Below are 14734 nucleotides of genomic sequence, written 5' to 3' on the forward strand. Positions count from 1 at the left end.
AATAGAGGAGATGAAGGAAGAAGTGAACGTACCGAGTAATCCCATAACGCTCATGGCGAAAGTATACCGTGATGTGTTTCCGGTTGTACACCATGAGCTAGCGATGTGGAAAGAGCGTGCCTACCATATTCCAAATGACGAACTTCATAGTCAAGCGATTGCAAGTATTGAGCATAAAACATTTCATTGTGAAGGCGGTGGTATTTTAGCGCTGCTCGCAAATGAACAACGCGAGGAATGTATTCGTTTTATTGTGGCGTATCAGACGATTAGTGATTACTTAGATAATTTATGTGATCGTAGTACATCGCTTGATCCGAATGATTTTGCTGCACTGCATGAATCAATGCTGACTGCATTAACACCAGAGAGTGAAGGAAGCAATTACTATCGTTATCGAGATGATCAAGATGATGGTGGTTATTTAGATGAGCTTGTTGCAACATGCCAAGATGTTTTAAAGAAAACGAAGCACTATGATAAAATCGCTCCGATTCTTCACGAACTTGCTTGTTATTATTGTGATTTACAAATTCATAAGCATGTGAAACTAGAAGAAAGAGAACCGCGCTTACAAACATGGTTTGAGGCTCATAAGGAAAATGTACCGCCAATGAGCTGGTTTGAATTTTCGGCATGTGCAGGATCAACACTTGGAATCTTTTGTCTCGTGGCGTATGCGTTTCATGATGAATTACTTGATGAAGATATTGCAAAGATTAAGCAAGGTTATTTCCCGTACGTACAAGGGCTTCATATTTTGCTTGATTACTTTATTGATCAAGAAGAAGACCGACTTGGCGGGGACTTAAATTTCTGTAGTTATTATGAAAATGAACAAGTCGTATTAGAGCGAATGAAGCATTTTGTGGAAGAAGCAGAAAGAAATATTGATGGCTTACCACATGCGAAGTTTCATCGCCTTATTAGCCGCGGTCTCCTTGGGATTTATTTATCTGATCAAAAGGTATCAGAGCAAAAGAATATGCAGCAAATGGCACGGCGCATCGTGAAATATGGTGGATTCACTTCACGATTCTTCTATTGGAACGGGAAGATGTACCGAAAGAAAATGGCGCAGTGATAGAAATAGAAAAAGATGTGCATTTGGTGCACGTCTTTTTCTATGTTGATTTTTGATGATGTTCTTTTTTTAATTCGTGAGAGAAAGAAAAAATTGGTCATAAATAAAGAGCATTTGTACAAGATGAATTGTACAAATGCTTTTTTCTATACTTTTTTTACCCGTATTTTAGAGAATAGATATAGTAAAAACTCAACTACAAAAATAATAAGAACAGATAAACCGAATAAAGGCATGACAATTCCTAATAAAATCATAATAAGTATAAAGGCAAATATGCTTTTTTTATCCTTTTGTTTTGATGGTGCTCCCACCTTACCTTGTGGCTTTCTTGCTAGCCACATTTTAACACCGAAATAAATGAGGAATAGTAAGGACAAGGTTGTAAGTAAGCATAGTATTTTGTTTGGCCATCCAAATAAATGTCCTTCATGAAGGGGGATGCCATAAGAAAACCACTGTGCAAATAAGCCATAATCACGATAGTCAATTTTTGAAATGAGAGTGCCGCTATATTGATCAAAATAAGCAGTAATCTCTTCATTTGGTGATACGTGCATTCCTGTAATACCAGAACCGCTAGATTTTGAAATAGTGAATACTCCTTTTGGCTCATTTGGTAATGAAATGACATATGGTTTTTCAATTTGAATCGATTTCTCTAACTCATCAATTGAAAGAGCTGTCTGTTCGTTTGAATCTGATTGTGGCGGTGTTTCTTGTCTAGTCGCCCACGGTAACTCTTTAAACTTAGACTCTGGAGGAGCCATATATAATTTCGGATATCCTAGTGATTCATTGGAAGTTGCTATGTTATAAATTTGTTTTCCCATGAAAGCAGACCAAGGTAATCCTGTTAGTACTAAGAGAACGAGTGGAATTGTAAATACAATACCGATTATGCTATGAAGTCGTTTGGATCTCTCTCTAGCGTTTGATACTGGGGGTTTCTTGAAGCGTTTTATACTCATATATAAACCAGTAACAATTAAAAAAATCGTCCAGCAAGCGGCTAGTTCGACTAAGTAGTTTACAACGGTACCGCCTACTAGAAGAGAGCTATGTAATTCTCGCATAATATTTGCAAACGTTGCATCAGCATTTTGATCCCCAACAATTTGGTTATGTTTATCTAAGTAAACATACTTCTGATCACCTGTATATTCATTTGCCATTGTGAGTCTTGTATTATGATCATCTTTAAAATAGCTAATTTTCGTCACGTTATAGTGAGGATATTTCTTTTCTGTTGTTGAAATGGATTCAGACATAGAAAGAGATTCTGTTTGCCTACTATTTCCAAAATATAAATCTTTATAGATGAAATTCTCAACTTCCTCTCGAAACAAATAACCAATGCCACTGAGTGATAAAGTAATGAGTAGTGGTGCTATGAAGAGACCGGCGTAAAAATGCCATCTCCAGAAAATATAATGAAGCGATCGATTCTTTTTCATATTTTAAATCCTCCGTCCAACCTTTTATAAAATGAATGCTCATTTAATATATCGGGATAAAGTGTGATTACTTTGAAAGAATTGTGAAAAATGTTAAAAGTTTTAGGGGCATATAAAAAAGACGTGCAGCATGTGCACGTCTTTTTAGCGATTTCTGTCGAGGGGTTGATATATTTATAGGCGCGAGGAACAATGTTGGATACATAGTTCTGTCGAGCGAATAAGTTCTTCATTTCCTTTTTTTATTCGAATTTGGAGTGCTTTTTGAAAGTAAGGCAAAGCTACATTCAGATCTCCTTCATCTAGTTTACTTTTTCCGTAATGTTGATAGAGAAAATCTTCGTAATTTGTTAAATCATTTTGGTGCAACATATGAAAGAGTTCAGCAAAGATTTCATTTGCTTTTTCAAAGTCACTTTCCCAATGATATACATGAGCAAGGCGAAGTTTGTTAATAAAAATTCCTTGCGTATGTTGTAAGGCTTCATATCTTTCTATGGCCTTTTGTAAGTAGTATTTGCTCTCAGAAAGGTTTCCTACGATTCGGTCGTAAACACCGATTAAACCGCATTGCTTCGCATATGATATATCTGAATGAGCTAAATTTGTTTTTAAAAATGTAATCCCTTGCTTCATTTCAGCAAGGGATAGTGGTTTTTCGCGGAGATTTTCATCGAATGTATAGCCCATTTCAAAAGGGATGTTTTCTATTTGCATGGAATTCTCCTTCTATACTTTTTTGTTGGACAAGTATTCATTCACCACTGCCTTCGCAAGGCAAGCTGATGAATCCACTAAATAAAGGCTGTGTGCTCCGGTGTTTAATACAACGTTTAAATCTGTACAAGCTATAATAACTCCATCTACCGTTTCAGCTAATTCTATGCAAAGTGTACGCCATGATTTAGTTGCGTCAGGCAAGTCTCCTATTTTTATGTTTGAGATAATTTGAGTGATAGCCGTTTGCCAGCTATTTTTATGTATATAGTCCATACCACGTTTTGCAATCCCATCTTGATATATACCGGATTGAACAGTCGCATCGGTTGCTAAGAGAGCTACTTTCCTTACGTGATCGGGTATTTCTTTTATCGTCTCATCCACCATATTTAAAATGGGAACTGAAATTAAATTTTGTAATTCATAAAAATATAAGTGCGCTGTATTACAAGGTATGGCAATAAAATCGACACCTGTGTTTTCAAGTTTTTGTGCGCCATTTATAATAGCATTTTCCATAGCTTTATAATCAATCGGTTTATCCATATAAAAAGGTGTTGGACAGGAATAAATCATCATATGAGGAAAATCCATATCATGTTTCGCACCGTATACTTTTTGGCATTGCTCAACTACTGTATCAACGAAGGGGCCTGTGGATTTCGGCCCCATTCCTGCTAGTATTCCAATCATTGTTGTATATCCTCCTGATTTCATAATCTAAATTTAGAAATTCTTGTTTTCGTCTACATGTTCCTTCTTTTTCGTACAAGATAAAGAAACAAACTCATTAAAACAAATGAATATGCAAGTGCTCATGCAGTAAGCAAAAGCACGTGAACAAGCAAATGATGTTCATATTGTCCAAACATCAGAAAACTATTGATAGGTGGAAAAACCCATAATAGTTCCGGCATTTCTTTTTTGAGATGAATGGAAGCAATCATTTTGAGTAAAGTACTTTTTCCGGTACCATTGCCACCGATAATGGCAACCGCTTGTCCTTTTGGAATAGATAAATGAATGTCTTTTAGTAGCAGTTGTTTGCCATAGGTCTTTTGTATTTCTTTTCGTTCTAATAACAAAATGATTGCCTCCGTCTTTATAGATTTCGCGCATCCATTATATGGTATATTTTATTCTCGGAACAATAAAAAAACGTGCAGCACATGCACGTTTTTTATAACGATTCTTGTTGAATCGCCGATATATTTAGCGTTTCTCAATCGCCACAATAAATGGCGGGTTATTTTGTTGGTTGATGAAGCCGTAACGAAGTACGTGAGCTTGTTTTTGATCCAGCTCTTCGGCGAATTGCAGGACAGCATCGCGCTCGACTTGTCCTTCTGGATGACCATGATAAATGACTAGGACGATGATGCCTTCTGGTGCCATGACTTCTAATAATTGTTCGATAGCAGCTATCGTTGAATTTGGTTTTGTAACGATATGCTTGTCACCGCCAGGAAGGTAACCTAAGTTGAAAATGGCTCCGGTTACTTTGCCTTTTGCTTCTTCTGGTAATACAGATAACAAAGTATCGTGGCTATCATGAACGAGAACAGTTCGTTCTTCAAGTCCTCTTTCTTTTAGGTGAGTAGCCGAACTTTCAATTGCTTTACGCTGAATATCAAATCCGAATACTTTCCCGTGTTCGCCAACAATCTCCGCTAAAAAACAAGTATCGTGACCGTTGCCAAGTGTTGCGTCTACAGCATAATCACCTTCTTTGACAGCTGTTTGCAAAAGCGTGCGTGCAAACGGTAATACACGTTCTAATTTCATACGGGTTTCACCTCATTTGCATATTTTCCTTGCCAGCTTCCGCGGCGTATAAATTCCGCATCGATGGAATTTAATACTTCCCATTTATTTAAGCTCCACATTGGACCAATCATTAAGTCAGGTGGACCGTCACCTGTGATGCGGTGCACAATGACATCTGCTGGAATGATTTCAAGTTGGTCCACAACAAGACTGACATAATCTTCAAGAGAAAGGAATTCTAACTGTCCTTTTTCATATTGCTTCACCATTGGTGTTCCTTTTAATAAATGAAGTAAGTGAATTTTAATACCTTGTACATCAAGTTTTGCGACTTCACGTGCAGTTTCCATCATCATGTCGTAGTCTTCAAGCGGAAGCCCATTAATAATATGGGAGCATACTTTAATGCCATGCTTACGAAGTTTGTTTACACCTTCTACATATGATGGATAATCATGAGCACGGTTAATGAGGTTCGCAGTGCGCTCATGAACGGTTTGCAGTCCAAGTTCAACCCAAAGATACGTGCGTTTATTTAAATCAGCTAAATATTCAACGACATCGTCAGGTAAACAGTCGGGACGAGTTGCGATTGAAAGACCAACAACATCTTTTTCTGCCAACAGCGGTTCGAATTTTTCTTTTAGCATTTCTAATGGAGCATGCGTATTGGTGTATGCTTGGAAATAAGCGATACACTTTCCATCTTTCCACTTCGAGTGCATTTTTTCTTTCATTTCATGATACTGCGTTACAACATCATCGCGGCGATCGCCAGCAAAGTCACCAGAACCAGCAGCGCTGCAAAATGTGCATCCGCCGTATGCGACTGTGCCATCACGGTTTGGGCAATCAAATCCAGCGTCTAATGAAACTTTAAAGATTTTTTCGCCGAACTCTTTTCGTAAGTGATAATTCCACGTATGGTAACGTTTATTGTCATTTGTATATGGAAAAGGGTTTTGAACCTTCATTACATATCCCTCCTAAAGCCTAAAATGAAACAAAATCCATTATAACATACTCATAAGGTCGATATGGAAGGGACACACTAAGGGAGAACTAAAGGCAAGGAGGCTACATCATGGCAGAGCGTCAATCACTTGAAGAATACATTACGCAAGCAGAGCAAGCTATAGAATATGCAAAAGAGCAATTAGATATCGGAAGTAGACAAGAGCATTACAATACAATGGAGTATTCTGATGCACAATTACAATTAGAACAAGCTTATAATGATTTACAAATTATGCAGCAACATGCGAATGATGAACAACGTGAGCAATTAAATCGTGCACGTATGGCAGTTCGTCAATTACAGCACCAAATGATTATTACACCGCACTAATAAGGAGTGAATGTAATGGCAAAGCGCTCAGATCAAAATAACCCAGAGCAAAAAACGCAAAATGGACATAACGCTGAGTTCTCAAATGAACTCGATCCAGTGGTACAAGCAAAACAGCGTAATCGTAAAAAAGGACAACCACAAAAATCAAAGCAATCAGAGTAAGCCAGGTCGCTTGTTTAATTTTACAGGAAACCTGATGTATATGCAGACTCTATATGTATGTATCGCAATTTATACAATCTAAATTATTTTCAGTGTCATCTAGATGAAGTTTTTCAAGATGGGGCCATTCGAATAAATTTGGCGTGTGATTACGTATTGGACAGCTACGCCTTTAAAAAAATAATGTTGGAGAAAAAACTGCTTCAGAAATGGAGCAGCTTTTTGTATTTTTGAATCTCTCCGTTATAATTAAGTTTCAAGTAAGAATAGTAACGGAGGAAGAAATAATGATTGCACATATCGGCACAGTAGCGATTTACGTAGATGATCAACAACAGGCACTTGAATTTTGGACAGAGAAAGCTGGATTTGAAGTATATCGTAACGATCCAATGGGACCAAACGCAAGCTGGATTGAAGTAGGACCAAAAGGCACACGTTCGCACTTAGTCATTTATCCCAAAACAATGATGCCAAATACAAATGGGCTAAAAGCATCAATCGTGTTCGTAACAGAAAATATGACAGAAACGTATGAAACAATGAAGAAGAACGGGGTAGAATTTACACAAGAGCCAAATAAAATGCCTTGGGGTACATTCTCTATCTTTAACGATAATGAAGGGAATGAATTCGTTTTAAAAGGTTAAAACAATAAAAGGAAAAGCTGAGCTTACATGGGCTCGGCTTTTTGTGCGCCATTATAATCTGAATTGCCGAATATTACGAATTTTTTATCGTTATTTGTGGTAATATATGGTATGTTAATAGGTGGACATTTAAATTTTTAGATGTATTGGTTTGTTTATAAAAAGCATGATAAGGAAAATGTGAAGGGGAAGGGATATAGATGAACAATACTATGAAAATAAAGAATGTCGATGTATATCCGAATGTAAATGTTAGCAAGATAACGCGTTTTTAATGTGATTTTTTCTATGAAATTGAATGGAATGAATCTATTGATATGGTTCTAAAAAAATGAAAAATAAGCATTTATATTACAAAAGTGTAAGGTAAATGTAATGTTAAACAATGGTAGATGATGCAGAAATGGTACAAACTAGGAAATAGAAAAACAATTGTAGGAGGATATAGGATGAGCAAACCAGTTGTAGACGTAAAAAACGTCCAAAAAGTATACGGTAAAAAAGGCGAGAGCCAATCACATGCCTTAAAAGGTGTATCATTCTCTATTCAAGAGGGTGAATTTGTTGGAATTATGGGGCCATCTGGTTCAGGGAAAACAACGTTATTAAATGTAATTTCAACATTGGATAAAGCAACGGGCGGCGTTGTTGAAATTGCAGGTACAGATATTACAAAAATGAAGCAAGGAGAACTATCTGATTTCCGCTCACAAAAGTTAGGATTCATCTTCCAAGACTTTAACTTATTAGAAAACTTATCAATCTATGAAAATATTGCTCTGCCACTTTCTTTGCAAGGCGTTCCATCACGTAAGATTGGACCGAAAGTAGAAAAGGTAGCTGAAATGTTAGGAATTTCAGAAATACTTCAAAAGTACCCATCTGAAGTATCTGGTGGACAAAAACAGCGTTCAGCAGCAGCGCGTGCGCTTGTACATGAGCCAGCGATCATTTTAGGAGACGAGCCAACAGGAGCGCTTGATTCTAAAAATGCAACGAGTCTTTTAGATGCAATGACAAACTTAAATGAAGAACAAGGTGTATCGATTATGATGGTTACCCACGATCCATATAGCGCAAGTTACTGTCAGCGTATTTTATTCATTCAAGACGGCGAGTTATACAAAGAAATTCACCGCGGTGGTACGCGCGAAGCGTTCTATAAAGAAATTTTAGATGTGCTTGCAGACTTAGGCACACAAAAAGCATAAGAAAGGAGGTTCAGACATGTTATTTAAGCTTTCTATGTCAGGACTGAAAAGCAAGCTGAAAGATTACATTGTCTTACTTGTTGGTCTTGTAATGTCAATTTCGATCTTTTACATGTTCCAAACGTTAGCATTGAATAAGGCGTTTATTGAGGCGAATTCTGTAATCAGTAGTATTCAATTCGTCTTCCATGCTGGAGCGGTACTATTAGCTATCATTACATTCTTCTATATTTTATATGCTAATTCTTTCTTGCTATCACTTCGTCAAAAAGAATTTGGTATGTATATGATGTTAGGAGCCAAAAAGCATAAGGTGACACTGCTTATGTTTATTGAAACAATTGTATTAGGAGCAGCATCTCTTGTAGTTGGTATTGCAGTCGGTGTAGGGCTCGCGCAAGGAATTGGTAAACTACTTATGCAACAGCTTGAATTTACTGCAGGTGGCTATCATGCATTTTATGCTCCATCTATGCTTGTTACATGTATTTTCTTCTTAGTACTATTTGTTTTATCAGCAATTATGAATAGTATCAAATTATCACGTATTACGGTTCTACAACTGGTTCATGCTGATTCTAAAACGGATCGTGTTTCTAAAGCAGGAGTAAAGACTGTTATAGCTGCATTCGTTGGAATTATTCTATTAGCAATCGGCTATGCTTCTATGATTTACATGGGTAAGTTGGCGCAAATGGGGGTTATTATTGCATTAATCACTGTAACGTCTGGAACTTACATGTTATTTGGAACATTCCTTCCGCTTATTATTAAAAAGCTAAAGAGTAATAAAAAGCGTACTGAAAAAGGACTTAATGCTTTTACATTTGCACAGTTAAATTTCCGCATCAATAGCTTAACAAAAGTACTAGCTACAGTAGCGATGTTAGTGGCGCTTGGAGCGGGTGCGATTTCAGGCGGTATGGCGTTCAAAAATAACGTTATGCTTACTGTCGATGGTTTGGCAATTTATGATGTTGCGATTCATAATCCAACAGCCGAAGAGAAGAAAATTTTAGATGGTATTACATTTAAAGAGAAAAGTGAATATCGTTACAAAACAGACGATAAATATGTCTATTATTTAAAAGAAGATTTAGAGAAAAATCGTCCTTTAATACAAGATTTAAAAGATTTTAAAGGAATGAAAGATATTGGTAAAGTGAAACGAGTTTCTGAAGAACTGCCAGTAGGTGCGATTTCGAGTTCCGGTCAAGAAAAATCTGATAATGTGATTCCAAAGGAGTGGGATCAGGCATTAAGCACGATTCATCCAATTTATGTATCCCCTAATCAAACAATTAAAATTGTAGACCAAAAAATGTATGATGGTTTGCAAGGTAAAGAGGGCGTTGCATTACTTGGAAAAGTAGATGATTTCTTAACATATAAAAAAGAGTGGAAAAAAATTGACGAGTTGCAGCTAGTTAAATATAAAAATGTAAAAGAAAATTCCTTGCAAAGTAAGAACCAGTTTTATACTGGATTTTACGGCATCGCTAGTGGAACAGTATTTATGGGGCTCTTCCTAGGAATTGCTTTCTTAGCAATGATGGCAAGTTGTTTAATGTTTAAAATTCTATCGGGTGCATCAAGCGATATCACACGTTACCAAATGCTTCGTAAAATCGGTGTTCGCCGTGAATTATTAACGAAGTCTATCTATAAAGAATTATTCTTAGTATTCTTATTCCCAGCGATTGTCGGTATTGCTCACGTGTTAGTTGGTATGAATATTTTCGGATTTATCTTAATTGACCCGTATTTCCGTATTTGGTTACCAATTGTAATTTTCGTGGTCATTTACACAATTTACTACTTCATTACAGTTCAATTGTATAAAGGAATTGTTCTTCCAAAAGAGGACTAAGAGTTAGAAAATACCGAGCAGAGGGTGCTCGGTATTTTTTCTTTTTCATTTAAATATCATTATCTGAATTTCACCAACTATTAATCAGTTGCCTTCCTATTTAAAAACGACTACAATTTTACTGTTATGTATAGAACGAAAAAAACAGAATAGGAGGGGAAACTATGCCAAGGAAAGTATGGCTATTAGTAGCTGGGATGATTATTAATGTCACGGGTGCTTCTTTTTTATGGCCATTTAATACAATTTATTTACATGATCATTTAGGAAAATCGTTATCTGTGGCCGGAATGGTATTAATGATTAACTCGTTAACAGGAGTAATTGGTAACTTACTCGGCGGTGTTTTATTTGATAAATGGGGCGGATATAAGTCGATTTTAGTAGGAATTGTGATTACACTATTAGCGATTTTAGGTCTTGTATTCTTCCATGGTTGGCCATTATATATTGTGTGGCTTGCGTTAATTGGATTCGGTTCTGGTATGGTCTTTCCATCGATGTATGCGATGGTTGGTACGGTTTGGCCAGAAGGCGGACGGAGAGCATTTAATGCGATGTATGTTGGACAAAACGTTGGAATCGCTGTTGGTACAGCGTGCGGTGGTTTAGTTGCTTCTTATCGTTTTGATTATATTTTCTTAGCGAACTTTATTTTATACTTTATTTTCTTCTTAATTGCCTTTATCGGATTCCGTGGTATGGAAGATCAGAAAGATAAGAGTGTAGAAGTAAAAGAAGGAAAGAAAAAAGGTTGGTCACTTACACCTGGATTCAAGGCACTTCTTATCGTATGTGTAGCATATGCTTTATGCTGGGTTACATATGTACAATGGCAAGGTGCGATTGCGACACATATGCAGGAATTAAATATTAGCCTTCGTCATTACAGCCTGTTATGGACGATAAACGGGGCGATGATTGTTTGTGCGCAGCCATTAGTAAGTACGATTATTCGTGCGATGAAGCGTTCTTTGAAACAACAAATTATGATCGGAATCGGCATTTTTGCAGTGTCATTTATTGTACTTAGTCAAGCACAGCAATTTACCATGTTCCTTGTCGCGATGGTGACATTAACAATTGGTGAATTATTTGTTTGGCCAGCTGTTCCAACGATTGCGAATATCCTTGCACCAAATGATAAGCTCGGTTTTTATCAAGGTGTTGTAAATAGCGCAGCGACTGTTGGGAAAATGTTTGGCCCAGTTGTTGGCGGAGCAATTGTTGACTTATACAATATGGAAGTATTGTTTATAGCAATCATGGTAATGCTTGTAGTAGCGCTTATCGCAACGAGCATTTATGATAAACGAGTGAAAGTGGAAGAAACAGTAGAAGAAAAAATTGCAGTTTAGTTTGACGGAACATGTAACATGTTTTAGAATATATTTAAATTAACTCATACTTTTAATAACAGTGAGAAGGAGTAGTAGTAATAGAAGCTGGTTTAGAGAGTTGACGGTTGGTGCAAGTCAATCCACGTTTCGTTATGAACTCGCCTTTGAGTTGCAGTTGTGAACCAAAGTAGCAATTGCCGTCTATCCACGTTACGGATCTAAGCGAATGTATATATTAGTGCTTGTTCAAAAGGAAGATAAAGAAATGCGACAGCTATCTTTACCGAACGTTTTGAACATCCTTTATTACATTAATTTAGGGTGGTACCGCGGGAATCTATAACCTCTCGTCCCTTTCTAGGGATGAGAGGTTTTTTGTATTTTAGGCGGTGAAAATAAATACAATTTGAATGGAGGATATCTCATGAGCTTTAATCATCAAGAAATTGAGAAGAAGTGGCAAGCGTATTGGGAAGAGAATAAAACATTCCGCACGCCAGATGAGACAGAAAAACCAAAATTTTATGCACTAGATATGTTCCCATATCCATCAGGAGCTGGGCTACACGTAGGACATCCAGAAGGATATACAGCAACGGATATTTTATCTCGTATGAAACGTATGCAAGGATATAACGTTCTTCATCCAATGGGATGGGATGCATTCGGTCTTCCAGCAGAGCAATATGCACTTGATACTGGAAATAGCCCAGCAGAATTTACAGAGAAAAATATTAACACGTTCCGTAACCAAATTAAAGCACTTGGCTTCTCTTATGATTGGGACCGTGAAGTAAATACAACAGATCCAAACTACTACAAATGGACACAATGGATCTTCTTACAGCTATTTGAAAAAGGATTAGCTTACGTAGATGAAATACCTGTAAACTGGTGCCCAGCACTTGGTACAGTACTTGCGAACGAAGAAGTTATCGACGGTAAGAGTGAGCGCGGTGGACATCCTGTTGAGCGTCGTCCGATGAAACAATGGATGTTAAAAATCACTGCATATGCAGATCGTCTGCTTGAAGATTTAGATGATCTTGATTGGCCGGAAAGCTTAAAAGATATGCAACGTAACTGGATCGGTCGTTCTGAAGGTGCAGAAGTACACTTTAACATCGATGGTACAGATGAGAAGTTTACAGTCTTCACAACGCGTCCTGATACACTATTTGGTGCAACTTACTGTGTACTTGCTCCAGAGCATGCGCTTGTTGCAGAAATTACAACTGCGGATCAAAAAGAAGCAGTAGAAGCGTACATTGATTCTGTAAAAGCGAAAAGTGATTTAGAGCGTACAGAACTTGCGAAAGAAAAAACAGGCGTATTTACTGGTGCTTATGCAATTAACCCAGTAAACGGTGAGAAATTACCAATATGGATTGCTGACTATGTACTTGCAACTTACGGAACAGGTGCTGTAATGGCAGTTCCAGCCCACGATGAGCGTGATTATGAGTTTGCACAAGTATTTAGCCTTCCAATGAAAGAAGTTGTAAAAGGCGGAGACATCACGAAAGAAGTATATACAGGTGATGGTCCACACGTAAACTCAGCATTTCTTGATGGTCTAAATAAAGAAGAAGCAATTGCAAAAATGATTGAATGGCTTGAAGTAACAAGTGCAGGAAATCAAAAAGTAACATACCGTCTTCGTGACTGGTTATTCAGTCGTCAACGTTACTGGGGGGAGCCAATTCCAGTTATCCATTGGGAAGATGGCACAATGACAGCTGTGAAAGAAGAAGAATTACCATTAGTTCTTCCAAAAACAGAAAACATTCGTCCATCTGGTACAGGTGAATCACCACTTGCAAACATCGAAGAGTGGGTAAATGTTGTCGATCCTGAGACTGGTAAAAAAGGTCGTCGTGAAACAAATACAATGCCGCAATGGGCTGGTAGCTGCTGGTACTACCTACGTTACATCGATCCAAACAACAGCGAAGCACTTGTAGATCCTGAAAAAGTAAAACAATGGCTTCCAGTTGATATTTATATCGGCGGTGCAGAGCACGCTGTACTTCACTTACTATATGCTCGTTTCTGGCATAAAGTATTATATGATATCGGTGTGGTTCCAACGAAAGAGCCATTCCAACAATTATTTAACCAAGGTATGATTCTAGGTGAAAATAACGAGAAAATGAGTAAATCAAAAGGGAATGTTGTAAACCCTGATGATATCGTAGCAAGCCATGGTGCAGATACACTTCGTCTTTACGAAATGTTCATGGGACCATTAGATGCTTCAATTGCTTGGTCTGAAAATGGTCTTGACGGAGCTCGTCGTTTCTTAGATCGTGTATGGCGTCTATTTGTTCAAGATAATGGTGAACTAAGTGAGAAAATCACAGATGCCTCTAATCAAGAACTTGAGAAAGCATACCATCAAACAGTGAAGAAAGTTACAGAAGACTATGCAGAGCTTCGCTTTAACACTGCAATTTCTCAAATGATGATGTTCATTAACGATGCATATAAAACAGAAGTACTTCCGAAAGAATATGTAGAAGGTTTCGTGAAAATGATTGCACCAGTTGCACCGCACGTTGCGGAAGAACTTTGGAGCAAGCTTGGACACAGTGAAACAATCACATATGCAAGCTGGCCAACATTTGATGAGTCTAAACTTGTAGAAGATGAAGTTGAAATCGTTGTTCAAGTTATGGGTAAAGTTCGTGCGAAACTGAAAACGAAAAAAGACGCATCAAAAGAAGAAATGGAACAACTTGCTATCGAAGTAGTGAAAGAACAAATTGAAGGGAAAACAGTTCGTAAAGTAATTGTTGTTCCTGGAAAACTTGTTAATATCGTTGCAAATTAATAGGAAAGAGCAGTCCTTATGAAGTGACCCCTGTCAAGTAGACTGTATTCAAAAAGCACAACTAAGTAACCTGAGTTCTATATTTATATGGACTCAGGTTATTTAATTTCTTTTGAAATCTTTGGTGATTATAAAAGTGTATATATTTGCGCACGGCAAATTTAACCTCATCAGCTTTACGGAAAGAGTATAAATGAAAACACTCTGACTTAAAGTGGCTGAAGAAGTTTTCTATACAAGCATTGTCCCAACAGTTTCCCTTCCGAGACATACTAGCCTTCATCTGATA

General features: G+C 37.3%; 14 protein-coding genes, 2 pseudogenes and 1 other annotated feature. Of the genes and pseudogenes, 9 read left to right on the forward strand and 7 right to left on the reverse strand.

The genetic code is table 11. The features are described 5' to 3' along the window. Positions 1 to 22: 22 nt before the first annotated feature. A complete protein-coding gene (locus C568_RS0115790) occupies positions 23 to 1084 on the forward strand; it encodes a tetraprenyl-beta-curcumene synthase family protein (protein ID WP_029427349.1) in 1062 nt (353 codons plus the stop codon). 146 nt (positions 1085 to 1230) lie between these two features. Here C568_RS0115790 and C568_RS0115795 read toward each other — a convergent pair whose 3' ends face one another. The 6 genes and pseudogenes from C568_RS0115795 to C568_RS0115820 form a co-directional block, all read right to left on the reverse strand. Further along, a complete protein-coding gene (locus tag C568_RS0115795) occupies positions 1231 to 2541 on the reverse strand; it encodes a PepSY-associated TM helix domain-containing protein (RefSeq protein WP_003208782.1) in 1311 nt (436 codons plus the stop codon). Positions 2542 to 2715: 174 nt separating this feature from the next. Then, a complete protein-coding gene (locus tag C568_RS0115800; RefSeq protein WP_018782084.1) occupies positions 2716 to 3258 on the reverse strand; it encodes a hypothetical protein in 543 nt (180 codons plus the stop codon). 12 nt (positions 3259 to 3270) lie between these two features. After that, a complete protein-coding gene (locus tag C568_RS0115805) occupies positions 3271 to 3954 on the reverse strand; it encodes an aspartate/glutamate racemase family protein (RefSeq protein ID WP_018782085.1) in 684 nt (227 codons plus the stop codon). Positions 3955 to 4199: 245 nt separating this feature from the next. Further along, positions 4200 to 4346 (reverse strand): annotated as a pseudogene (locus tag C568_RS35480) (ATP-binding cassette domain-containing protein); the annotation flags it as partial. Positions 4347 to 4473: 127 nt separating this feature from the next. Further along, positions 4474 to 5046 (reverse strand): class I SAM-dependent methyltransferase, encoded by a 573-nt coding sequence (locus tag C568_RS0115815; RefSeq protein WP_018782087.1) that lies wholly within the window; start codon positions 5044 to 5046, stop codon positions 4474 to 4476. Further along, positions 5043 to 6002 (reverse strand): TIGR01212 family radical SAM protein, encoded by a 960-nt coding sequence (locus C568_RS0115820; protein WP_006096271.1) that lies wholly within the window; start codon positions 6000 to 6002, stop codon positions 5043 to 5045. The genes C568_RS0115815 and C568_RS0115820 overlap by 4 nt, the downstream gene beginning before the upstream one ends. Before the next feature lie 110 nt (positions 6003 to 6112). Here C568_RS0115820 and C568_RS0115825 point away from each other — a divergent pair, with 110 nt between their 5' ends. The 8 genes and pseudogenes from C568_RS0115825 to leuS all read left to right on the forward strand — a co-directional run bounded on the left by C568_RS0115825 (position 6113) and on the right by leuS (position 14445). After that, on the forward strand, positions 6113 to 6376 hold the full coding sequence (locus tag C568_RS0115825) for a YtzC family protein (RefSeq protein WP_003208776.1): 264 nt from the start codon (positions 6113 to 6115) through the stop codon (positions 6374 to 6376). A 15-nt stretch (positions 6377 to 6391) separates the two neighbouring features. Next, the gene (locus tag C568_RS0115830; protein ID WP_003208774.1) at positions 6392 to 6541 is read left to right on the forward strand and encodes a hypothetical protein; all 150 of its coding nucleotides are present in this window, start codon (positions 6392 to 6394) and stop codon (positions 6539 to 6541) included. Positions 6542 to 6545: 4 nt separating this feature from the next. Beyond that, positions 6546 to 6677 (forward strand): annotated as a pseudogene (locus tag C568_RS34300) (DUF418 domain-containing protein); the annotation flags it as partial. Positions 6678 to 6828: 151 nt separating this feature from the next. Continuing rightward, the gene (locus C568_RS0115835) at positions 6829 to 7191 is read left to right on the forward strand and encodes a VOC family protein (RefSeq protein ID WP_018782088.1); all 363 of its coding nucleotides are present in this window, start codon (positions 6829 to 6831) and stop codon (positions 7189 to 7191) included. 449 nt (positions 7192 to 7640) lie between these two features. Continuing rightward, on the forward strand, positions 7641 to 8402 hold the full coding sequence (locus C568_RS0115840) for an ABC transporter ATP-binding protein (protein WP_018782089.1): 762 nt from the start codon (positions 7641 to 7643) through the stop codon (positions 8400 to 8402). A gap of 16 nt (positions 8403 to 8418) precedes the next feature. Further along, positions 8419 to 10272: an FtsX-like permease family protein gene (locus C568_RS0115845; protein WP_006096268.1), complete on the forward strand. Its 1854-nt coding sequence runs from the start codon at positions 8419 to 8421 to the stop codon at positions 10270 to 10272. A gap of 164 nt (positions 10273 to 10436) precedes the next feature. Next, positions 10437 to 11630, forward strand: coding sequence for an MDR family MFS transporter (locus C568_RS0115850; RefSeq protein ID WP_006096267.1), 1194 nt, complete (start codon positions 10437 to 10439; stop codon positions 11628 to 11630). Positions 11631 to 11682: 52 nt separating this feature from the next. Next, positions 11683 to 11970: a binding site (T-box leader), on the forward strand. A 66-nt stretch (positions 11971 to 12036) separates the two neighbouring features. After that, positions 12037 to 14445 carry a leucine--tRNA ligase gene (gene leuS, locus C568_RS0115855; protein WP_018782090.1) on the forward strand — a complete coding sequence of 803 codons (2409 nt, stop codon included), beginning with the start codon at positions 12037 to 12039 and terminating at the stop codon, positions 14443 to 14445. Positions 14446 to 14506: 61 nt separating this feature from the next. On the opposite strand, the gene C568_RS36460 is transcribed toward leuS, so the two are convergent. Further along, positions 14507 to 14728, reverse strand: a complete 222-nt coding sequence (locus C568_RS36460; protein WP_018782459.1) for an IS3 family transposase — start codon at positions 14726 to 14728, stop codon at positions 14507 to 14509. Positions 14729 to 14734: the final 6 nt, after the last annotated feature.

It is taken from the genome of Bacillus sp. 95MFCvi2.1, from assembly GCF_000374965.1.
GTDB classification, from domain to species: domain Bacteria; phylum Bacillota; class Bacilli; order Bacillales; family Bacillaceae_G; genus Bacillus_A; species Bacillus_A pseudomycoides.

Bases quoted from the DNA above. Each gene is read 5' to 3' on its own strand.
- C568_RS0115795 (WP_003208782.1), bottom strand. From the start codon at position 2,541: ATGAAAAAGAATCGATCGCTTCATTATATTTTCTGGAGATGGCATTTT.
- C568_RS0115800 (WP_018782084.1), bottom strand. From the start codon at position 3,258: ATGCAAATAGAAAACATCCCTTTTGAAATGGGCTATACATTCGATGAA.
- C568_RS0115805 (WP_018782085.1), bottom strand. From the start codon at position 3,954: ATGATTGGAATACTAGCAGGAATGGGGCCGAAATCCACAGGCCCCTTC.
- C568_RS0115815 (WP_018782087.1), bottom strand. From the start codon at position 5,046: ATGAAATTAGAACGTGTATTACCGTTTGCACGCACGCTTTTGCAAACA.
- C568_RS0115820 (WP_006096271.1), bottom strand. From the start codon at position 6,002: ATGAAGGTTCAAAACCCTTTTCCATATACAAATGACAATAAACGTTAC.
- C568_RS0115825 (WP_003208776.1), top strand. From the start codon at position 6,113: ATGGCAGAGCGTCAATCACTTGAAGAATACATTACGCAAGCAGAGCAA.
- C568_RS0115830 (WP_003208774.1), top strand. From the start codon at position 6,392: ATGGCAAAGCGCTCAGATCAAAATAACCCAGAGCAAAAAACGCAAAAT.
- C568_RS0115835 (WP_018782088.1), top strand. From the start codon at position 6,829: ATGATTGCACATATCGGCACAGTAGCGATTTACGTAGATGATCAACAA.
- C568_RS0115840 (WP_018782089.1), top strand. From the start codon at position 7,641: ATGAGCAAACCAGTTGTAGACGTAAAAAACGTCCAAAAAGTATACGGT.
- C568_RS0115845 (WP_006096268.1), top strand. From the start codon at position 8,419: ATGTTATTTAAGCTTTCTATGTCAGGACTGAAAAGCAAGCTGAAAGAT.
- C568_RS0115850 (WP_006096267.1), top strand. From the start codon at position 10,437: ATGCCAAGGAAAGTATGGCTATTAGTAGCTGGGATGATTATTAATGTC.
- leuS (WP_018782090.1), top strand. From the start codon at position 12,037: ATGAGCTTTAATCATCAAGAAATTGAGAAGAAGTGGCAAGCGTATTGG.
- C568_RS36460 (WP_018782459.1), bottom strand. From the start codon at position 14,728: ATGAAGGCTAGTATGTCTCGGAAGGGAAACTGTTGGGACAATGCTTGT.